We start from the raw sequence: 22,801 nt of genomic DNA, 5'->3' as shown, positions 1-22,801 counted from the left end.
CCGAGGGGATAGCAGTGAGTAAAGATATCGAATCGCACAATGAGTTTAGAGAATACTGCCGAGACTTTTTGCAACGAGAAGCTGTGCCCTATCAAGCGCAGTGGGAGCTACAGGGATTAGTGGACCGCTCATTTTGGAAAAAAATGGGTGAAGCAGGGTTACTTGGTATGGAGATTGATCCTGAGTATGGTGGTCAAGGTCGCAAGGGCATCTCTCATACTGTTATACTGACAGAAGAGTTGATCAGCGCTGGACTGACAGCACCTATCATTATTTCTCACAACGATGTTTTGGCCAGTTACATCAACGCGCATGGCACAGAGCAACAAAAAAGACGTTGGTTGCCAGCGCTGTGTAGTGGTGAAAAAGTCGCTGCGATTGCCACCACTGAACCTGGGGGCGGATCTGACTCAACAGAAATAAAGACCACAGCAGTGCGCGACGGAGAAAAATATGTGGTCAATGGGAGCAAGGCGTATATTACCAATGGCGTCAACGCTGACATCGTTGTAACTGCGGTACAAACGGGCAGCGGCCAACGCGGTCAAGGACTGAGCTTATTGGCCCTTGAACGAGGTTTGAGTGGCTTTACACGAGGTGCCGCGTTGAAGAAGTTAGGATGGCATGCCAGTGACACTGCCGCGCTTTATTTTGAGGATTGTCATGTGCCTGTAGACAACCTAATCGGCCGTGAAAACATGGGCAGTTATTATTTTATGACGGCCATGACCCGAGAGCGTTTAAGTATTTCGTCAGTAGCAGTGGCCACCGCTGAAACCATATTAAAAGAGACGCTGGAATACAGCAAAAACCGTATTGCATTTGGTCAACCTATAGGCTCTTTGCAACACAATAAGTTCACACTCGCCAATTTAGATACCGAAGTCAAGATTGCCCGGATCTATCTCAATGATGCGATTGACAAGTTTAATCGCAAAAAACTCAATGTCGATGACGCGGCACGCGCCAAGTTATGGACAACCAATTTGCAGGTCAAAGTGGCTGAGCAGTGCATGCAATTGCACGGCGCATCGGGTTACATGAGTGACTCCAGCATGGGGAAGCATTGGGTAAATAGCAGAGTGCAGAAAATCTATGGTGGCACCAGTGAAGTGTTGCAAGAAGTAATTGGAAAGTCGATTGGCCTTTAGCAAATTTGGAGAGAATAATGAGCGAAAAATTAGATAGTTATAAATTAACACAGGACCACCAGTCGTGGACGTCAAAACCTGCGACTTTGGAAGAGTGGCAAATTGTTAATGAATGGGCGCTCGCTGAAAAGTGGGATTTGGGTCTAGGTGATACCGAGTGCTTTTTTAACATTGATGATCAGGGCTTTTACTTGGGCTATGTGAATGGAGAGCCGGTCGCTTCGGTATCCGTTGTTAATTATAGTGATGAGTATGCCTATGCTGGGTTTTATTTAGTTGCACCTGGTGCCCGTGGTAAAGGGTATGGGTTGCGTTTGAGTTACGATGCATTTCATCACTGTGACAAGCGCTCAGTTGGGCTTGATGGCATGCCTGAACAGGAAGAAAATTACAAAAAAGGCGGGTTTGTCACTCACTATGAAACTTCGAGGTTGGTTGGGGTGCATAACCAACAAGTTGATGCACCGCAAGGCGTGCAAAATATTACGGCTGACAATATCGAAGCGGTCATTGAATTTGATGCGAAAATTACTGGCTATTCACGTGCTGCGCTATTGCAAAACTGGTTCAGCGGAGAGGGGCGTCACGGCTTTTTAATAGAGTCTGGTGATGGGGTCTTAGGTGTGGTCGGGATCCGCCGCTCCACAGATGGTTACCGATTGGGTCCTCTCTATGCCGAAAATCAAGCGGTCGGCGAGAAGCTGTTCGCTGTGGCGATGGCACAGGTGCCACTTGGCACACAGGTAACAATTGATGCACCGACGTTGGATCTTGGTTTTATCAACACCTTAAAAGCGTTAGGGTATGAGGAGATATTTCATACATTCCGCATGTACAGAGGCACAGAGCCACAAGGTGAAAAGCACAAAATTCAAGCCATTGCATCATTGGAACTCGGCTGATCATAGCGCCTTATGCGCCATTGATTAGACATAATCACGCCCGAATAAAGAGAAAAATAATGACACAACAGCCGACATTATTTGAATGGATGGGGGGACGGGAAGCCGTGGCCACCCTATTAGAAAAATTTTATGAAAAAGTGAAGCAAGATGACTTGTTGCAGCCGCTTTTCCAACATATGGCAGATGACCATCACACTCATGTTGCAATGTGGTTTGAAGAGGTACTCGGCGGCACTTCGATTTATACCGAAGAGCGCGGTGGCTTTAAAACTATGATCCGAAGGCATCGAGGGAGAAAGATCCAGCCGGAGCAGCGAGAACGCTGGGTTGCACTGATGTTGCAAACAGCCGATGAAATTGAGCTGCCAGACGATCCCGAGTTTCGTTCCGCTTTTGTAGCATACATCGAATGGGGCTCTCGACGAGCACTGGCTAATTCGCAACCGGATGCGCCCCCCTCAAAACGAGAAACCGTGCCGCGGTGGGGATGGGGAGAAGCGCCTCCGGGGACCGAGTAAGTATTAACCTAAATTACACTAATTATTGGTAGAAAAAGATGGACGAACATAAAAAGAAAGCGCGTATCCTGATAGGCGTCTCTGGATCCGTGGATATCGTTTTACTTCCTAAGTATTTGCAAACAATTAAAGCCAACATAGACTGTACTTTAACGGTATTGATGACTAAATCAGCCGAGGTTTTTATTCCGGCGACCACCATCGCACTGTTCGCAGATCGGGTGATCAGTGGTGAAAAGCCTGAAGATTGGCCAACGGATAAACCTTCTAGGATCATTGCTGATCATGACATTGTGGCCGTGATGCCTGCGACTGCTAATACCTTAGCAGCTGTGGCAACGGGCAGTGCTCCTAATCGACTCGCCACCATTATTATGGCTGCAACTTATCCCGTGCTGTTTTTTCCAGTGATGGGGGCCAGTATGTGGGAAAAACCCGCTGTACGCAGAAATGTGCAGCAATTGCGAGAAGATGGTTATCAAGTGGTCGAGCCGGTTTGGCACGAAAACTTTGATGTATCGCTGGCACGTATGGTGGGACACCCTTCTTTTCCAAGCCCAGAGGATGTGATCGCCATTTTACGCGACAACATTGGAAGTTAACAAAGCGCGCCAAGGTATTAAAGCGAAAACAGGTCAACTGGGTGTTGCGTGTTTCTCCAGTTGGCTTTCACAACAACAATAATTAGAAGGTGTGAAGGTATGTACCAAGCGAGAAGAGATAAACGACAAAGCATATATGCGCATTGGCAGTGGTATTGCCTGCTGATGATGAGCCTGCTGTTCCCAACAACAGCGTTGAGTACACCCAACACCAATAAACCAGACTTTATCGGGTTTGAAAGTGGTCCGGTTCGACCTTTAGCGATATCCCCTGATGGCAAACGTTTGTTTGTGACTAACATTCCAGATAACCGTTTGGAAATTTTTGATATTACCTATACCACGCCCCGACTACTTGGCTCAGTCATGGTGGGGATGGAGCCCGTTGCCGTGGCGGTTTTAAGCAATGACATTGTGTTTGTTGCTAACCACCTTTCGGACAGTGTCAGTGTCGTGAACGTGCGAAACCCTGCAAGCGCGTTTGTTAGTAAGACACTTCTGGTCGGTGATGAACCTCGTGACATTGTCGTCACAGACCCTGACGGCAGTGGTCCCGCCAGTCCGAGGTTATTTGTTGCGACGGCACATCGAGGCCAACACCGAACCCACTCGAGCATTGCCAGTGTACCAGGTGCCGGCGATCCACAGTTGACAACACCGGGCGTCGGGCGCGCTGATGTTTGGGTGTTTGACAGTCATCAATTGGGTGCCGAACTGGGTGGTAAGCCACTAAAAATAATGTCTTTTTTCTCGGACTCTCCCCGTGCATTGGCGGTCAGTAATGATGGAAAACGCGTCTATATGGCTGCGCATTTTTCACACAATAGAACTGCCCTCGTGAATAATTTCACTATTTGTAATGGCTTTGAACATGCAGCACCCTGTGAAACACTGGATGGTCAAGCGTCACCAAATGGTCCCGTCAACGCTGCTGGCAAAGGCGTTTTACCCGGAGGGTTGCCTGCGCCTGCTGAAAACTTTGAAGGGTTCAAAGCACCAGAAACCAGTTTGATAGTACAGTTTGACCCTAATGCAGGACCGGCTGATAATGACCTCAATACTGGCCAGTTTGTCGATGCGCAGGGAAGAAACTGGAGCAATGGTGTACGTATGCATCTGCCGGACAAAGATGTTTTTGTCATAGATGCGCTGGATTTACAGGAGGTAGCATTCCATCAATCTGTGGGCACGACGTTATTCAATATGGCTGTGAACCCGCGTACGGATGTGCTTTACGTGAGCAATACCGAGGCGCAAAATATGAAACGCTATACTGGCGAGGGCTATAATGGCAAATCGCTGCGAGGACATATTGCAGAGTCGAGAATTACTGTGATCACATCGGCGGATGAACATGATCAAGGTGGCAATAATGTTATCCCTCGTCACCTCAATAAGCACATTGACTATAATCAGCCTGTCGCCCCCGCTGAGGTGAAGGCTAGTAGTCTGTCCACTCCTTTGGAAATGGTCGTTAGCCAAGATGGACAGATGTTATATGTGGCTGCATTTGGCTCTCAGGCGATTGGCACATTTAATACCACAGCGCTCGAAAATGATACTTTTGTTCCTAGCGAGGCGTCGCACATTCAGCTCTCGGCAGGTGGTCCAGGTGGGCTGGTGCTGGCTGATAACGATAAAACTCTATATGTCTATACGCGCTTTGATAATGGTGTTTCAGTGGTGGATACTAGAACCAAGCAAGAAGTTGATCACGTCACACTGTTTAATCCTGAGCCTGAGTCCATCGTAAAGGGGCGCCCCTATTTATATGATGCCAAACTGACCTCAAGTAATGGAGAGGCATCGTGTGCGAGTTGCCATATTTTTGGTGATCACGACTTTATAGCATGGGATTTAGGGGATCCAAATGAGCGCGTTAAAAACAGCTCATTGCCGATTAATTTACGTGAATTTTTTGAGTTTGCGTCCTCTTTTGATCCCGTGGGTGCGGAACGCTTAGCTGCACTCAACGGTGACGCGGAGGTCAACCAATTCCACCCACTTAAAGGACCTCTATTGACACAGACGTTAAGAGGGATCAGTACACATGGCGCCATGCATTGGCGAGGTGATAAACTCAATGGTGTATTCACCGCAGATCCCGACAATCCTACTTTGGATGATGCGTTTGACGAAGCGCTTTCATTTATAAATTTTGCCCCGAGTTATGCATCAGTCAATGGCATGGCCGAGCCGCTGTCAAAATCGCAAATGCTGGAGTTTTGGGCATTTACAAAGGCACTTTTTATGCCACCAAACCCGGTTAGAAACCTAGACAATAGCCTAACGCCATCACAACAAAATGGCAGAGACTTCTTTTTTGGCCTCAAAGAAGATGTCACCATGCCTGATGGTACAGAGATAACAGTCACACGACGCGCGGTATTTTTGTCCGAGTTAGATAATATTTTACTGAATCAATCTACTGGGATGGACTTTGTCGGTGGGTTTAGTTGTGAAGGATGTCACGCATTGGAACCAGAAAAAGGTTTTTTTGGCACCAATGGCAGGCAGAACATAGAGGATCCGCAAATATTGAAGATCCCCCACTTGCGCAACTTGGCAAATCGGGTAGGTGCATTTGGCATTGTGCCCAATGAAGATGTGAATATGCACACGGTACCCGACCCCAGTGTATTTGACTTCAAAGGCGATCAGATCAAAGGGTTTGGCTTTTTGAAAGACGGTGGTGTTGATACTATCGGGAACTTTTTTGGCTCCAGTCGTTTCTTTGATTCAGGCAAAGGCACTGGATTTCAAACGACACAACAGCGACTAGACACGGAACAATATATGTTCGTTTTTCCTGGGGACTTGGCACCGATTGTGGGGCAGCAGATCACACTCAACCACTATACAGATACAGGCTTTGAGCGGGTTAAGCTACTACTCAAACGAGCCAGAGAAAAGTTTGTCTCTAAAACACTCGGTGGTGAAACGGTCGAAGCTGATGTGGTGGCAAAGTGCTTAGTGCACGGCAAGCCGCGAGGTTTTTTGTATAATCAGTACGGCTTATTTACCTCTGACAGAGGGTTCCCACTACTGACACTTGGCCTAGTATTTAGATTGTGCCATGGGCCTGTGACTTTCACAGCAGTGCCGCCGGGATCGGGTTATCGGATCGGAATTGATAGAGATACCGATGGTCTACCAGATGGCTTCGATTGGTTTCGTTGGGGGCATTAAACAGATAGGGTCATAACGCATAGTCGTTATGGCCCTATCAACGGCTCAATTCTATGTGTGTATCGTTTTGCTCCGTGCGCAATGGTACGACATGTCTACACTGTATAGCGGGAGAAGAAAAGTCACCAGTTGTGCACTGGATGGCCAAAGCACCTTGATACTCTGTGTCCATTTGAAACTGCAAAAATTGATAATTTTCGCTTACCAAGGAGCTTGGTTTGGTATGACATACATGAATACGCTGTTTTAAGAATTGAAAATAAAACTGATTTAGGGGGAGCGACATCCCCTGCCCGCACGCTTTAATATATGCCTCTTTTAACGTCCATAGCTGATAAAAGTGATGGCGCTGCGTTACGGGGTCCATGGCTTGCAAGGTTTTAATTTCGTGTTGTGTAAAGTAACGCGTCGCGATATCAGTGATTTTCTCTCGCCTTTGTATCCACTCAATGTCTACCCCTACTTCACCTACATAATTTACAGCCAACACCACAGCCCCTTTGGTATGGGATAGGTTAAAGTAAAGCGGTGCATTGAGACGGTTCACAATGGCTGGTTTGCCAAAGCGACTCTTTTTGAACTGCCATTGATGTGGCGCAATATCTGGGCAGTATCGGGATAAAGTGCATCTAACGAGTGCGCGGGTAACTAAATATTGATGCCGATGGCCATCGTAGATGAACCGCAAGTAGTGTGCTCGCTCTTCATCACTGAGCATTAATTTATATTGGTCTAATAACTCAGGACACGTGATCTGCTCATCTTTTGCAATCCAAAGCGGTAGTACCGGATGATGTGGAGTCATACCGAGCCCATTAGCAGGAAACGGTTTCTATTTCACACGGGAGCTTGATATGTACTTCGTTGTTTTCGACCAAGATATCATAACTTGTGAGTGGACGCTTGGTGAGCGATCCCAAAGATGCGCCATCTGATAAGTTAAATTTCGCCCCATGCAACGGACAGATCAGTTTTCCAGCTTTGACTTTGGCATTTGTCATTGGCCGGCTTTGGTGGGGGCAGCTATTTTTAAACGCGTAATATTGACCTTCGAATTTGCACAATAGGACATTGTACCCATTGATTTTAAGTGCCATGCTCTTTCCTTCTTTGAGCTGGTCTTCTGTTGTGGCTATATGATAGCGTCCTTGAGCTAATGTCATGGTTTCATCCTTCCAATACTTAATGTCTGGTTCTTGTCAGAACAATCACTCATTGCAAAATACATGGCGCATGTATATTAGATGTCGTGAGAGCGGCCTGTTTAAAGCCTGACATCATACTTAGGGGGACTGCGAGCGATAGACTCCAGCATAGCGTAATCCCTTACCTAATGCTACATTCAAGTTGTTAAAATCATGAGAGATATTACTCATCAAAAGCGGTTTCTAGGCGCGATACAGATGTAAGCGAGCAATGACAGGGCCCGCTCTGGCATCTCTGATGCGCTTGCCTGTATAGGGTTTGAGTGGTGATAATTTAGGCCGATCATTTAAGACAATCACAGGTGAGTGGGCAATCATGGTGGTTTTGTTGAATTCCCCATTTTGACCTCGGTTGTATTTAAGATTGACAATTGGGGTGATGCGAAGTGGCCTTATTGTGCGAAAATATTCGCTGTCATTGGCGTTTGCCAATGCTTTCTTTTCTTGCTCTATCATTTTTACCCAATTACTTGCATTCACATCGGACAGTTTTGATTGCAAGGTCCTATCCAGTTTTTCATGCCAATACTGCCTTGGTTGTATCGCACTTCGGCTGGTTGAATGTGACCAGCTATAAGATAAGCTAAAAGTGTCTTGTGGTGCGAGCAATAAGTTTCTAGAAACGGCTTTGCGGATCAATAATGGTACTGCCTGTGATACAAGTTCAAATCTCTGATCGGGGTTTTTGCCGGCATGATGCTGAATGAACGTGTCGAATTCACTTTTTAGTTGATTTACGTGTGCAACTCGCTCCCTCAACTCCTGATCGTGAGGAGTACTAAAGCATAGACAGCCTGGTAAGCGACGTGCCATAACCCCAGGGTGATTACCTTTGAGTGTAAAGTCCAATGCATGATGGAGAAAACGTTGACGGGCTTGCTCATTAAACAGGGGGTTGGGCAAAATTGTGGGAGCATGCTCTGCAATGTTTTCTTGTGTTAATCTTGGCAGCTCATAAACAGCTGAGCATGGTTGTAGCTGGGCATCTTTTAAGAGTGTTAGCGCCTCTCCAATGTGCACTTGTAAATAGTGCAGATCAGCGCGAATTTTTCGTATAACGGCTACTTTTTGCATGCTTTCACTTATTTTTGTACTACATCATACCCTTTATTTATTCAATAGTATAACGCAGCAATGCAGCTAAATTTTAAACTGCTTAACTAAACATCAAAATGAACTAAATAAATTGGCATCGACGGCCTGATCGATATCATCCTGAGTATGCTTAATGTAAATTTCTGTGGTTTTGAGCGATGAATGGCCCAGCAAAACAGAAATTACTTTTAGATCAGCGCCATTGTTATACAACCAGGTAGCATATGACCTTCTCAATGAATGGGGTGGGATACGCTGTGCTGCCGAGATCAATCCATACTTCTTACATAAGTTATAGATTGCATGGCCTGATAGGCCCGGTGTATCGGACATTTTATAGTAAGGTTGGCCACTTTTGGTCAACCTGACAAACACAGGGCCGTTGCGATATGGATGAATATTTAGCCAGGCTTTTAGCGCAAGATAAGTAATATTATGTAGTTTTATTTCACGCTCTTTGTTACCTTTACCCACCACAATAAGATGCTGCGTCTCATGATTGATTTGTGCCAACTGTAACCCTGACAACTCAAAACGTCGCAAACCACATCCTATCAACAAATGAAAAATGGCCTTGTCCCGTAAACAAGTCGCAGTGGGCTGCTTTACCTCATCAACCTGCTGCAATAACTGTCGAAAGTTTTGTTCGCTGATCAACTGATGTTTTTTAATCCTTGATCCCATGGACCTCTTCACACTTTTGACCCGCTCATAGTGCAATGTGGTGATCTGACCAAGTAAAAAAGCTTCTTTCAAAACACTTTTAATTACCGACAAATAAAGTGATTTTGTATCTGGGGAAAGGCCTACTTTATCCAAAATAATCAGTAAGTTATTTATTGTATTTTTATCTATTTTTGACCATTTTATATGGTAAATATCATCGCACCCGAGGTGCATAGCGACAGCCATGAGCACTCGTCTAGCGGTCTCTTTGGACTTGTCAGAATTAAGCGACATAATATACGCATAGATCGGACACTCATTATCGCGGACAATCAAATTCTGCCCACCAGTATGTAAACTGCTCTCTTTACTTACCTCACTAGGTGCTATACCCAGTATATGTGACAAACGATAACTCATAATTTATGGCGCTTAAGGCTATTTAATACGACAACATTACTATAGCCGATCTGCATATCATTTACTAACGTAAATGTATATTTACGGCAGTAAATTAATTATGTTAAATCAAGTTGTTTTGTCATTTTCCCTATATAGGATAGATAAAAGTAAAATCTGAACACCGCTTTATTAATGCGTTACGCTTCCAATTTTTAAAAGTTGGCTATTTGTTCAACTGTGAACTTTGTAAACTTGGCGAATTCAAGTTGAATATAACGCCTCAGATCCGCTTTAAAGGAAAATGAGGAAAATCTTTCGTTTATTCATGACGTGTTTAACCTGCATGATCAAGTCTTCAAAAACCACATCATGTATTTTTTAAGCTATTTACTGGTCACCCTCAAGTACTTCAATTCATCATCCAGAACATGTTGTTTACCCTAATGGGATCTCGAGTAAAATACAAATCATGGAAAACGGCTCACTTGGCAAAAAATAAGTTTCATCCGAGTTCCTCACTTACTAAAGCATGGGTGTCAACCTACGGGATCAAGCGTTGAATGCTTTGATAAGCTCCGGCCAGTTTTGGGAAGTTGGAGAGTCCAATATCAATGTGTCTGCGAATATTGATAGTGAGATGAAAAGGTTATCAAGTGCCCTCACCATTGCGTTAGATCAGATTGAAGTTATGAAGGCCATCTCAAGATGAATTTGGCCAATATCGCCAGTAGGCTTAAATTAAGCCTTCAGCACTATAGACTCAATGCACTCGATCTCAGAGCCATTTGTAACAACAAGATGTCTTAGCAGCTAGAGTCTCGATATCAAAAAGCGAACCTTCTACTAAACTTTTTCATCGTTTTTCCCTATAGTCATACCTTGTTACTTCATCATAGATGCATGATAGCTACTTTTTATTGGTTCCCAGCGCTCTTTGCATAGTCTGCTTTGATGAAGAAACATCCCTCGCTTTTTATCTAAAATCATAAATAAATTAAGTAATCTCTTTTGCCCTAATCGTTAACCACATGTATGATGTGTTCTTAAAGTGTAATTTGCGACTAGGGCCCTTTATCTAATTACCTATCATTAGGCTACCGTTAGCTTGCATGTTCGTGACCGCTTTCTAGAGTAACTTTTGAATATACCTGGTTGCTCCCAGTCGCGGAGCAAATTTTTCCCTTCTGGTTGGCAAAGCCATTTATAGATGAGACTGATAATCACGCATTGTTAATGTACTAAATGCAGTTCGATGGGTATGTTTAAAAGCGTATTAAAACTTTCATCCTGTCAGAGTCACAAAAGTGGATACGCAATGAGCAGGCATCAAATACAGCATGCAATAGTGCTGAAATGATAAAAAGTCGTCACGGTTGTCATTGCCTGAATTTTCCTTGCAGCTTATAAGATGACCTTTGAGCCATGACTTTACCCTTTGTTATCAATTACATTGATAGAGAACCCACTGTGATATATAAAACAAGCCGGCTGTAAAACCCATTTATTGTCAAACAATCAAACCTATAAGGTTTGTTTTGATCCACTGAGTCAAAATAGTCACATGAAATAGATGATGAGGTGTTCTTTGGTACGATACCAAGTACCGAATGGTGCCTTAATCCGATTCGATACCCGCTAACTTTTCAGCTTTTGCCAAACGAGCTTTATATTGTTTATTTAAGCTCAAAATTTCTTCACAAAAACGTGCTGTTGGATATATTTCATACTTGTAGTCGACGATATTACCATCATCATCTTTTTCATTTTCAATTGTATAGCGGTTGATAATATCTGAATCAATCAAATCTTTCATGGTGCTGGTCATATCACGCCTTATTGCAGTCAGGCGACTTTTATCGACATCCTCTTGGGACGTGATCGAGCCAAACTTTAAAGACATATTTACCAGCATAAAGTGATATGTTTTTCCCACTGCAGCATATTTAAATACTTGGTAAAGGCGCAATGTTAACCAGCGGCTTAGCGATCGCTTAAAGCTTTGTACACGGTCAAAATAGTAGCTTCGATATGTCAGGCCTTCAATTTGTTGCGACATCACCTCATTTAAAAAGGCCACACATTTAACGGTGGACTTTCCGTTAGCGCCCGAAAAATGAATACTACTGATATAGTTCATTCTCGACTCGCTATAGGATTCCGACTCCCCGTTCACTTCTCGACACTGCATACTCAATTCAGCGCCCTTTAGAATTAGAAGGGATTCTTTAATCTCATTCACTGATAAGGTTTGTGATACCGACTTAAGTTCAGATTGAAGCTCGCGTAAGGTAAAAACAATTGCATAGCGCTCCCCTACCCGGCCTGAAATTTTCACAATACGCCCTTGAGATCCCAGTCTGACTAATGCGCGCTCTACCTTTTCTTCTCTGTCAGAAGGCCAGGCAAAAAAATCTGTATCCTTGCCTTTAATCAAAGCAGGGGATATATCGAGTACACCTTCATACAGAACGTTGTCCACTTTTTCAGAGACACGACGAGATATGATAACCTTATCACTGGCTGCATTGACGGGGATCTGCTCACGTTTATGCCTGATAAATCGAGACCAAAGATCATAGCCAACAAATGTATTGCTTAAGGAGCTTTTTAAGCCTGCACTGGATGTTTTACAATCAACAAATAAAGAAAGCTGCTCCACTTGGTGTGCACTTTCGATAGTTTCAATATCTCGTCTAATGGAAGCAGGTAGATTGCTCAAAGATACTTTCTTTACTGGTGTTTTCATTACCGACAGCTCCGTACTATTCCGTATAACGCTACAGCATACCACTAAAAATTTAAATGCGGATCTAAAACAAAACATATAGGAAATCTGATCTGATAAAATAAAACATATAGGAACTCTGATCTGAACAAACAAACCATAAAGGAAATCTGATCTGAATCTAGGACTAACTAAAAAGCCGGGCGACATACTCAGCCTTCTTTCCGTTCCCTCCCTTTCCTATCACTACTTTTTTCTAGGACAGCAACAAAAAGTAATTTGCCAGCCGCCAAAATAAACACATCGATGCATAATCTCTTGTTCCATTCAACCATAGAGGAAATATGATCTAAAAAGGAAAAGACGCCTACTCAATTAGGGTGAAGGAATAAAGTCATCAACTCATTTTTTTCATTGTTTCAATCTATCCGGTATGCACTAAACATAGAGGAAATGAGATCTGTGAGATTGAAAAAGTTATAACTTATTGAATATAAAGTTTTCTTCTTAATTTTGAAGCGACCAGAAACATGAAGGAATCTTGATCTGTATTGCACAACACCTTTCTTATATACGACTAAATAGCATAATGAAAGGGAGTTCATCGCTATCAAAAATGGGGGTAACATAGAGGAAATATGATCCCATTCTGCACAAGCACTCCATAATCAATTGAATTTATTGAAATAGTTAAACTCACGCAGCACTTCTCTCCCGCCCCTGAAACATAGAGGAATTACGTTCTGAATTTTTCCGATAAAAAGATTAACCAATTGATTTTAAATAGATATATTTAATTTAACGCTCTAACTTATAACCATATAAACATAGAGTAAATGTGATCTGAGAAGAGTAGTCTGCGTGATTAAGCAATTGAATAAAAAAGTATATTATCAATATCAGGCCTTTCAAAAGATCCACTTCATTCTTTCTCAAATGTAGGACATGTTTGTTGAACATAGAGGAATTGTGTTCTGTTACACAATAATTAACCAATTTTGAAAGAAAAATGATAATATTATCGTCTAAACATAGAGTAAATCTGATCTCGTTTATACTGGCGACGAATTTATTCGCTGATATAAATCAGTGGGAAAAGCATAGAGGAATCTTGATCTGTATTAGTACAGCGAGATAAAAAACGCAGCGTATACATGTGGATAAGGTGATCTACACTGGTAGTAGATCCGATCTGATCAACGAGGAGATCAGATCTTCGATATGAATTTACGGAAAATATCTACCTACATACAGATGCAATGTGGATAACCAAGCCTTCGAACTGCGAGTAATTCTGATCTCTAGGTCAAAAATGTGAATATATTTGTGATTAAGCTGTGTGTAAATTCTCGGATAGCTTTTTAACATAGAGTAATCATGATCCAAAACATAGAGTAAATTCGATCTATACATATAGGAAAGTAGATCTGGGAAAATTGATAAAGTTTAATGTAGTCAAATACTTATTAACTTAAATAAGCCACTAGCCTTTATACCTATATATTAACCAATATTAACCTTATAAATTACCCTTAGCTGTTATAACCATAAGTTTAATATTCTTTTCTATCAAATACAGAAGATCACATCGATAGAATAGGAAAAGGCGCTCTATTATTGTTCAATACATCATTTTTTTGTTTGTAAGCTCTTTTTTAAGGTGTATAGTATAATTTAAAATATCAAGGGAATTATTATGGATTCTGAACAAACCACCAATGCTTTTCTCGCACTTAAAGACAGTGCTGATGGACTTATCAAAAGACGAAACCAACGTTTGTTGATCAACAATAAAAAGGAACAGCGAAACTTCACTCGTGCTGAAGCATCGGCTTATTTGGCAATCAATAGTAAAACCTTGGATAAATATGTTTCCAAAACAAATATTGATCCACGTAGACATGACGATGCCGTATGGTCGGTAAACTTAGAAGAGATTTACTTGATCAGAGATCAACTACCAGAGGAGTTGCGCAAAGAAGCAAAGTTTGTTCGTTCTGAGCATCAAAAAGTGCAAGTTGTCGTGATCCAGAACCAAAAAGGGGGGGTTGGAAAAACAGTGTCTGCAGCAACAATTGCTTCAGGTATTGCAACCGAGTTTCCTCAAGAATATCGAGTAGGTCTGATCGACATGGATGGGCAATCCACATTATCTATGTATTATGCCACTGAAGCCATTCAACAGGGGTGCCTATCTGTTGGTGATTTGATGATGGAAAATTTTGAATTAGACCAAGGGGAAACATTACAAAGCGCGATCTCTGATGCGTTTTTACCAACCACTATTCCCAATTTAAGAATTCTGCCAGCTTCTCAATATGACAGAGCCTTAGAAGGCTGGTTTCACGAACAGGTGTTTAATAAAGCACTCTCTTCGCCATACACCTTATTAGATAACATCATACAAGCAGTTGAGAGCGAATTTGACATCATTATTGTCGATACCCCACCCTCTTTAGGCTATTCGACATATAATGCCTACTACGCGGCCTCAAGCGTGATATTTCCACTGTCGGTGACACAAAACGATATTGATGCAACATGTTCCTATTTTAGTTACATACCAAAAATTTGGTCACTACTTCTCAACGAAGGCCACAGTGGGTATGATTTCATGAAAATTTTGTTGACGAACCATCGAGACAGCGCAACCACGACTGAATTGATGAATCAGTTGACGCAATATTTTGAGCAGCGAATCTATTCGAAAGAATTTAAACACAGTGAAGCCATTCGACAATCATCCTCTTTACTCAGTACCGTGTTTGATATGTCTAAAAGTGAATATCCAAAAGCAAAGTCTTCATTCCAAAATGCACAGCAAAATGCGTTTGAGGTGACAAGCCAGATCATGCGAGATATTCATTTTGTTTGGTCACAACAACAAAGAGAGAATCAGTAGATGGCTAAAAGACGTGGTGAGATCAACCCTCTGGGCAATACATTCGGTTCGCACGAAGCTGAAAAACGAGATGCAAAATCTCGCATTCCTAATTTGTTTAAGCAGCTATCCTCGCAGATCGAAATATCCGGTGAAGATGTGACCGGGTATCTTAAGCAACACTTCGGGGTTGAATCGATCGGTAAAACAAGCCACTGGCAGCTAGCGTCAGGACAACAAGCAAGCTTCACGGAAATGGTGCTTGATCATACACAGTTAAAAAATGACACAGAAGTTAACTTCGATATTAATGGTCGTGAGCAAGCGTTGTTAAATGAAGAGTCTGTTGCAGATCTTGATTCACTTACCTATCAACAATTCCATCCCGCTGTTGCCAGATACAAAAACGGAAAGATTGAAATACTAGATGGTTCAAGAAGAAGAGCTTGGTTTTTATTTCACAAACATGATGGCTATCGCGTGCTGGTCACACGGGACGAATTAGCGTTAGACGATGCAAAAAATTTAGCAAAACAGTTACAGTCTGCAAAAGAGCATAATTTATTTGAGATTGGACAGCAGTGTTTGACGATGCAAAAGCACAACCCCACACTGAAGCAAGCGGATTTGGCTAAACTACACAACTGCAGTCAAGCAAAGATCTGTCGAGCATTGAAAGCGGCCAGTGTGGATATTCGACTGATCCAGCTCTACCCTATTGCAGGAGAGCTCTCCATCGCCGATTATGATCTGCTCTTTAAAGTGATGAGCAGATATCAGGATACCTTGAATGATGAGATAATTCGTATCCAGGAATTGTTGGCCGTACAACTTGATGGTGTCGAGGTGCATGAGCATAAAGAAATTATCAGCCAAACTCTTAAAGCAAGTTTGAGCTCTGAACGTCCCAATAAACCACCTGTGGTGACTTCTACACTGAGACATTTTGAGTCAAAAGACATGTTTGCGAGAAAAAAAGAGTCAAACCGAGCTGTGTCCTTTGAGTTTGGCAGGATCAAAAAAGACGTATTGAAAGAGATTGAATCTTCTGTGCAAGCGATTTTAGCGCAGCATTATCGAGATTAATATTCGTCTTGTATAACAAGGTAAGGAGTTTTTAACTCCTTGCTTTTAAAGTTAAAACCAGATTATTCAAGTTGAATTCGCCAACTTATTAGCAAATTATTCAAACTGAATTCGCCAAGAATTAAACGCAAGCTCTCTTTCACTGTGACCGCATTTGGGTTCTTTTGAAATGCGCTAAACCTCTAGTGTATACCCCACATGAACCAGTTTAAATATCGTCGCTTTGAACACCGTATTATTATCTCAGCGGCCCGTGGGTATTAAAATATTTACAGCACAGTTTGAGCAACAAATTGCTCTTCAAGCTCTCGGGTATACCTTCGTCTTTCTGCGTTTAGAGATCTGCTTTGGTTTTTTATCATCATATCTATGTTTACGTGAGGAGCTACAAGCGCTTCCCTCCTCCCCCTTAAGGATGGACGGCACTCAATAAGTAGGCCTATTCAACTCTTGTTGCTCTACAGCATTTTTTGAGCAAAGATGTGTAATGGTATTTCACCTGACCGAAACTGGCGCCTTGAAGCCAATAATCGCATTCTCTCCTTTACTGTTTTGTGTTCTCACGCGAGGGGTCATAATTCCCCCTTTTTTAAGTCATCACTAACTGAAATAAGGAAATACCATTGAGTGAATTAGCTCCTATTTTTAAGTTGATTGGGATTAATGTGAATACAGTGACCACGAGTTGGAAGCAATGTTTGAGAGCGGGAGCCTGCGCTGAACACACAACTATTTATCATTGGGTTCATCGGTATGCGCCAACAATAGGAAAGCGCCTATGGTGCTTTTGGAAATCCTAGTTTGGCGAGCGTTTTAAGGATAATGAGATCCATATTAAGGGTAAAGGTATCTTGGTTTTCTTGAACTGACCACAGACAAACGTCGTCAAATCAACGACGACGGCGTATGCTACCATCAAAGGGGGTAAAGTGACGCATATGGTTAAAAAGGCAGGTTTAAGATATGGCAATATGGCTCAGGGATCACAGATGAGAGCGATAAGGTGACTAATACCTTGTAGCTACACGTACAATAGGCTTGTCTACACAGTGTCGTTTGGCGATGTATCAAACCACAATGCGTGGTGATATCTGATATATCCGTATATATTGCAGCGATTTGTCTGGGCAGCAGCCAGAAACCAGAAACGTACGAAGAGCGTGTGATCCCAGCTGCCTTGGTCAAGTGAGGTCGAAAAAGTTACGACACTTCTAGTGCTGAGGTGTGTGATTCAACAAATGAGATCAGATCGTTGACTGTGGTGAAGTCATTAATGGTTTTATCGGCTGTGCCAAACTCAATACCTAAGTGCTCTGTGACTCGGGTCAGTAAAATGAGCTTGTTTAATGAATCGATATTAAGTTTATCTTTTAGCTCAAAGTCATTTTGGATCTCGTCTCCACGTAGTGATGAACGATTCATTTCTTCAATAAAGCTAATTACCAATGTTCTAGCTGTTGCTGCGTTACTCATGTTATTTCATGCTCCTTGTATCTTTTGTTAGTCTAGGTGTAACAACGTTAGTCTTCATCAACCAACCAATAGCGTTTCTTCTCAAATGGATAGTTGGGTAAAGTATGTTTTTCAAAAGCCTTGAGAGGATAGTAGTTTTGCCAGTTAATTTGCGCGCCTTTGTCGATAATCGTGGCAAGCAGGGACCACAGTTCGGTGGTAGTAAACTGTTCGCTGGCACAGACATACACATCATCTGTGAGGTTATGTAAAGGACGATTGCGATAAATTATCGGGCCTTCACTTGCGAGGTGTAGATCTTGCTCAATGGCCACTTCACCCATCTGAGAAAAGCTATGAGTTTGTGCGTGGTTTAAATTATCGTGATGTATATGTAGTTCTTTTTCCAGCGTACTGAGCCACTGTTGCGAGGGGACATTTTCCAACAACAGTTGCGCATATCGACCTATTCCCTCACCAAGAAATGATGCCATCTTTAATCCCCAGTGCTTTAACTGCTCATACAATGCCAGTTCAAATGCCAACAATTTCGCCACGTGCTGTGTAAAGGGGGCCGTGGAGTCACTTATGAGAGTGAGCGCTGCACTGTCCATCCAGCGTTGATAGGCATCTGTAAAACATTGGCAGCGCATGTCAGCGGCCAGTGTAGCTACTTGGCTGGCATGAACGAATTCTGTGGGGTTACATATATACTGGATTGGTTTATCAAATGTCGTTCCACGCCGCTCGCTGGACGCCGCGATCTTGGTCAAGGCTTGTTCGCGCCACTGTCCTATACTCATATCCCGGTCAATCACCACTGTATTACGTATTGGTAAATGTGCACGGCTGGTATTGATGTTGTAGGCGAGGGCACACAGTGGCAAAGGCCGTTCATCGTTTGCGATACACTCGATATATTCGACGAGCTGTGTTTTCGTTTTGGCTGACAGACACAACACATCTTGTGCAGGTTCAACTAGGTTGTTGTCATTGGATGCTGTCGCGTCGGTGGTGGGGAGATCGCTGAGAATGGCAAATACATTGGTGCCCCCCACACCCAAACAGTTCAGCCCGGCGTAGCACCGCTGTTGTTCGGGTTCCCACATTTCATAGTCGAGTGCCATTTTAAAGGGGGATTGTGGCAATTTTAATTTCGGGTTGGGTGCGCGAAAATTAATAGTGGGCACAAGCCGACGATGTTTTATCATCAGCGCAAGTTTGATGAGGCTGGCAAGTCCAGCCGCCTGCTCTAAATGACCTATATTCGGTTTGACGCTACCGATATGACAAAATTGTTTTTTATCGGTATCCAGTGAAAATGCTTTTTCGAGCGAGCGGATCTCCAGTGGGTCGCCTATTTTGGTCGCAGTGCCATGGCATTCAATATAGCTGAGCTGGTCCGCACTGATCCCCGCCAATGCGATAGCTTTAACCATGGCCTTGGCTTGACCTGGCACACTGGAAGCGGTAAACCCAAACTTTCCAGCCCCATCATTATTGACCGCGGTTGACTTGAGCAGTGCATAAATATGATCGCCATCGGCCAGTGCGTCTTGATAACGTTTGAGTACCACTGCGCCTGAGCCACTGCCAAAAATGGTGCCATCGGCGTCGTCTGAAAATGTTCTACAGCGACCGGTTGGTGAGTAGATCATACTTTCTGCGGCATTGTAGCCCCGTTCTTGTGGTAGTCTGATACAGCTGGCTGCGGCGATACCGATATCGATTTCTCCGCTCAGTAATGCGCTTCTTGCCAAGTGAACTGCAACCATGGAGCTTGAGCAGGCTGTTTGCACGGAGAGACTGGGGCCTTGTAAATTTAATTTGTAGGATACCCGTGTCGCAAGAAAATCTTTATCGTTGAGTAATTGTAACAAGCTGCCGGTATCACTATTGCCCTTAAAGTGCTTTGTCGCTTCTTGATAAAGATAGCTACGGGTGATCCCGCCACCAGTTGCATAGACACCAGTTTCTCTCTGCTGCGCTGTTTGCAAAGCGCCGCCATCTTCTAAAGCGTGATAGATAATTTCAAGCAAGGTCCGCTGTTGTGGGTCCATTAACTTTGCTTCTGCTGCTGGGATCCCAAAAAAGCGCGCATCAAACTTGTCGATATCGGCAAGGGGGGTATATGCTTTGACGTAACTGGGTTGCTCAAATTCGCTGTCGCTGACACCTGCGTTGCGTAATTGCGCGTCGGATAATCTTGCTATGGACTCCCGTCCCTGTGCTAAGTTTTGCCAAAACTGGGCCGGAGAACTTGCCTCTGGAAATCGGCAAGCGAGCCCGACAATTGCTATATCATCTGTAGCCATCATGTATTTTTACTTCTACGTTTATATCTCTGAGTCACGCTAGATATGAACAGCTGAAATACCATAGCGAGCACCAAAATGATGGCGCATATAGCCAATGTGTCGCTATGATCTTATATGTCAGTGTCTAGCTCGATTACCGTGTTTGATTCTTTATGGCTTTTAGCTCTTCGCTGAGGGCGTCATGTGTCCCCTCAGGTTGACCTGATAAGCCCAGCGTATAAGCCGCAGCGAGATCATCTATGGTAACGACACTGGTGATGGCAACCAATTCCTCGAATGGGTCAACTTCATAGCGCGCTTCTAGATTGCTGATCAGTTCGGCCAAATCCAGAGACGTTAATGACAATTCAGAAAATGCTGTAGCGCTTTCCAGTTGTGTGATCGGCAGCGACTTTTCAGACAGTATTGTGGCCACCTCTTGGATAATACTATCCAACACCTCATTTTTAACTTGTTGTGTGTCTAACATGTAAAACCTCCATCTATGACGATGTTTTGCCCGGTGATAAATTGCCCCTCAGTTGCTAAAAATAGCACCAACTTGGCAATCTCACTCTGTGTACCTAAGCGCCCTAGCGGTGTACGGCGCTCAATTTTACCTAAAATGTCATCTGACAGATCTTTCACCATGTCACTGGCAAAATAGCCCGGAGAGACAGAGTTGACACGGATCCCTTTTCTGCCTAGCTCTTTCGCTAAGCTTCTGGTCATGCCATCCATTGCCGCTTTTGTGGCACTGTAAATTGAAACACCAGGTAACCCTCTTACGCCCATGATGGAAGAGATATTAATGATAAACCCATCGCGGTTTTGCAAGAGCTTCTTCGAAACTAATTTTGATAGATAGATCTGTGCTTTGAGGTTCACATCCAACGCCCGGTCAATGTCAGATGTACGCATTGTGCTGAGCACCCCATCCGCACCAATGGCGGCATTGTTGACCAGGCCAACAATATTGCCGAGTCGCTGCTGAGCTTCTTTGAGAAATTCGGTTAGAGCCTGATAGTCACTGCCATCAACCGACTTCCAAAAAAAGCGTGGATCATCTGCAAGTGCTGTTACATGCTCAGTACTGCCTCTTGAAAATGTCGCAACGGTATATCCTTGCTGCAAAAATTGGGACGCGATTTCGAACCCCAACCCTCGGCTTCCACCGCTGATCACAATTGTACCCTTTTTATTTTCCACTGGTTTGTGTTCCTTGTATCTTATTGATTTTTTTAAACCTTTCGCTATGATACTGCTCATTTACAAATTCGAAGTGTCTTGGAATTTTGTAGGGGGCTAAGGTTCGCTTACAGATATCTAAAATATGTTTTTTTGCCTGCTTCGGATCGACTTCTTCATCAGTGTAAATTGTCGCTGCGACAATTTTTCCGGTGATCGGGTTCTTTTTCCCCCAGACTGATGAATTCTTTACAAATGGAATTTGTAATAGGAAGGCTTCAATTTCGGCCGGAAATACCTTTTCACCCGCGACATTTATCACTGTGCTCTGGCGCCCCAGAATGCGAATATAGTCCCCCTGTTGCTCCACCAAATCCCCAGTGCACAGCCACCCATCATTCAATGGCGCATGATCTTGGTTGAGGTAACCAAGCATGGCCGTTGGCGATTTGACCCACAACACGCCATCCTGCACTTTGTAGTCGGTTTTTTTTATTTTTAGCCACAGTGAGTTGCCTGCCTTCGACTCTGTGGGTAAAACCCCCAGCTCGCTCATACCATATGTTTGTTTTAGCGTGACATGCGGCAACGCTTGTTGCAGCAAGTCGAGTGTTGCTTGTGGCATGACTTCTGAGCCATATGCAATCACGGTAAGTGAACTTAGATCTACACGTTGATAGCTGCGGTTGATCAACACCATGTTGAGAAAAGTCGGCGTAGTGGGTAATACATTGATACGATGTTTTTCAATGGCCTGACACACATCTTCAGGGGTGCGTTTAGTCATGCTGACCAAGGTGCATCCTGTCATTAGGCACTGCATCAAGACATCAAAACCGCCAATGTGATCAAAAAACAAAAAGCCTGCGATGGTGGAGGTGGGGTGCTCTTTGTGAACTTGATAACGCTGCAAAAGCTTGTCTAAGCTGAGTAAAATGGCTTTGGGTGTACCTGTGCTGCCAGAGCTGTATAAGATCAGTCCAGATTCTCCCAATGTATTCAGTTGCTTTAATAATGCAGGCTTGGTGGTTGCAAAGGGGGCTATCGTGCTGCAGTACATGATGTCGTCGCGTGTGTCACACAGTAAATCTGGATGAACCGTGTCAATGATCGTGTCTACATGCGTTGCATCGCTATTAAATAATGGCACGATTGTGCATTGCTTGATATAGGCACAAAGCATCAACCCCAACGTCGTTGCGTTAAATAATCCATTGATGACAATGATACTGCGTTCTGTGATCGACTCATTGGTCAGCCAATTGTGAGCGCTTTGGGCAATTGCATCAAAGGTAATGCATTTATCTTCTTCAACAACCGCAAGGGTCTCATCGAACTGTTTTACGCGATCCAAAATCCATGTTCTATCCACTGGGTTAGCTTCCTTTTTTGGTTGCTCATATATTGTCAAATAGCTTGTCGCCACTGACATAAACAGG

The 22,801-nt window shown here is 43.4% G+C and carries 18 protein-coding genes; 8 read left to right on the top strand and 10 right to left on the bottom strand.

The annotated features are described in order from the left end of the window. Positions 1–14: 14 nt before the first annotated feature. The 5 genes from QNM18_RS25410 to QNM18_RS25390 all read left to right on the top strand — a co-directional run bounded on the left by QNM18_RS25410 (position 15) and on the right by QNM18_RS25390 (position 6,365). A complete protein-coding gene (locus QNM18_RS25410) occupies positions 15–1,151 on the top strand; it encodes an acyl-CoA dehydrogenase family protein (protein WP_284138790.1) in 1,137 nt (378 codons plus the stop codon). Positions 1,152–1,168: 17 nt separating this feature from the next. Further along, a complete protein-coding gene (locus QNM18_RS25405; RefSeq protein ID WP_211013234.1) occupies positions 1,169–2,053 on the top strand; it encodes a GNAT family N-acetyltransferase in 885 nt (294 codons plus the stop codon). Positions 2,054–2,112: 59 nt separating this feature from the next. Next, positions 2,113–2,574, top strand: a complete 462-nt coding sequence (locus tag QNM18_RS25400; protein WP_247687571.1) for a group II truncated hemoglobin — start codon at positions 2,113–2,115, stop codon at positions 2,572–2,574. Between the two features lie 38 nt (positions 2,575–2,612). Further along, positions 2,613–3,176: a flavoprotein gene (locus tag QNM18_RS25395; protein WP_211013233.1), complete on the top strand. Its 564-nt coding sequence runs from the start codon at positions 2,613–2,615 to the stop codon at positions 3,174–3,176. Between the two features lie 99 nt (positions 3,177–3,275). Beyond that, a complete protein-coding gene (locus QNM18_RS25390; protein WP_211013232.1) occupies positions 3,276–6,365 on the top strand; it encodes a YncE family protein in 3,090 nt (1,029 codons plus the stop codon). 37 nt (positions 6,366–6,402) lie between these two features. Here the strand turns inward: QNM18_RS25390 and QNM18_RS25385 are convergent, their stop codons facing one another. From QNM18_RS25385 to QNM18_RS25370, 4 genes are all read right to left on the bottom strand, one after another. Next, the gene (locus tag QNM18_RS25385) at positions 6,403–7,170 is read right to left on the bottom strand and encodes a 4'-phosphopantetheinyl transferase family protein (RefSeq protein WP_284138789.1); all 768 of its coding nucleotides are present in this window, start codon (positions 7,168–7,170) and stop codon (positions 6,403–6,405) included. A gap of 10 nt (positions 7,171–7,180) precedes the next feature. After that, entirely contained in the window at positions 7,181–7,528 is a 348-nt protein-coding gene (locus tag QNM18_RS25380) for a Rieske (2Fe-2S) protein (RefSeq protein ID WP_211013230.1), read from the bottom strand. Between the two features lie 225 nt (positions 7,529–7,753). Beyond that, a complete protein-coding gene (locus QNM18_RS25375; protein WP_211013229.1) occupies positions 7,754–8,644 on the bottom strand; it encodes a DNA replication terminus site-binding protein in 891 nt (296 codons plus the stop codon). A 93-nt stretch (positions 8,645–8,737) separates the two neighbouring features. Next, complete coding sequence (locus QNM18_RS25370; RefSeq protein ID WP_284138788.1) at positions 8,738–9,751, bottom strand: tyrosine-type recombinase/integrase; 1,014 nt, start codon at positions 9,749–9,751, stop codon at positions 8,738–8,740. Positions 9,752–10,289: 538 nt separating this feature from the next. Between QNM18_RS25370 and QNM18_RS25365 the strand changes: the two genes are divergently transcribed. Beyond that, complete coding sequence (locus tag QNM18_RS25365) at positions 10,290–10,442, top strand: hypothetical protein (protein ID WP_284138787.1); 153 nt, start codon at positions 10,290–10,292, stop codon at positions 10,440–10,442. Between the two features lie 906 nt (positions 10,443–11,348). Here QNM18_RS25365 and QNM18_RS25360 read toward each other — a convergent pair. Then, a complete protein-coding gene (locus tag QNM18_RS25360) occupies positions 11,349–12,479 on the bottom strand; it encodes a replication protein A (RefSeq protein ID WP_211013226.1) in 1,131 nt (376 codons plus the stop codon). 1,675 nt (positions 12,480–14,154) lie between these two features. Between QNM18_RS25360 and QNM18_RS25355 the strand changes: the two genes are divergently transcribed. After that, positions 14,155–15,360 (top strand): ParA family protein, encoded by a 1,206-nt coding sequence (locus tag QNM18_RS25355; RefSeq protein ID WP_211013264.1) that lies wholly within the window; start codon positions 14,155–14,157, stop codon positions 15,358–15,360. After that, complete coding sequence (locus QNM18_RS25350; protein ID WP_284138786.1) at positions 15,361–16,425, top strand: ParB family protein; 1,065 nt, start codon at positions 15,361–15,363, stop codon at positions 16,423–16,425. Positions 16,426–17,625: 1,200 nt separating this feature from the next. Here the strand turns inward: QNM18_RS25350 and QNM18_RS25345 are convergent. The 5 genes from QNM18_RS25345 to QNM18_RS25325 form a co-directional block, all read right to left on the bottom strand. After that, positions 17,626–17,898: an acyl carrier protein gene (locus tag QNM18_RS25345; protein WP_211013262.1), complete on the bottom strand. Its 273-nt coding sequence runs from the start codon at positions 17,896–17,898 to the stop codon at positions 17,626–17,628. 47 nt (positions 17,899–17,945) lie between these two features. Next, positions 17,946–20,195 (bottom strand): beta-ketoacyl synthase N-terminal-like domain-containing protein, encoded by a 2,250-nt coding sequence (locus tag QNM18_RS25340; protein WP_284138785.1) that lies wholly within the window; start codon positions 20,193–20,195, stop codon positions 17,946–17,948. A gap of 133 nt (positions 20,196–20,328) precedes the next feature. After that, a complete protein-coding gene (locus tag QNM18_RS25335) occupies positions 20,329–20,664 on the bottom strand; it encodes a phosphopantetheine-binding protein (RefSeq protein ID WP_211013260.1) in 336 nt (111 codons plus the stop codon). Next, a complete protein-coding gene (locus QNM18_RS25330) occupies positions 20,658–21,383 on the bottom strand; it encodes an SDR family NAD(P)-dependent oxidoreductase (RefSeq protein WP_284138784.1) in 726 nt (241 codons plus the stop codon). The genes QNM18_RS25335 and QNM18_RS25330 overlap by 7 nt, the downstream gene beginning before the upstream one ends. Then, a complete protein-coding gene (locus QNM18_RS25325; RefSeq protein WP_284138783.1) occupies positions 21,373–22,794 on the bottom strand; it encodes an ANL family adenylate-forming protein in 1,422 nt (473 codons plus the stop codon). Before QNM18_RS25325 ends, QNM18_RS25330 begins: the two co-directional genes overlap by 11 nt. Positions 22,795–22,801: the final 7 nt, after the last annotated feature.

Origin of the sequence: Pseudoalteromonas obscura (genome assembly GCF_030135505.1) — a bacterium.
GTDB lineage: Bacteria > Pseudomonadota > Gammaproteobacteria > Enterobacterales > Alteromonadaceae > Pseudoalteromonas > Pseudoalteromonas obscura.
The sequence above is the reverse complement of the archived record's forward strand: the minus strand, read 5'-3'. Positions and strand labels throughout refer to the sequence as shown.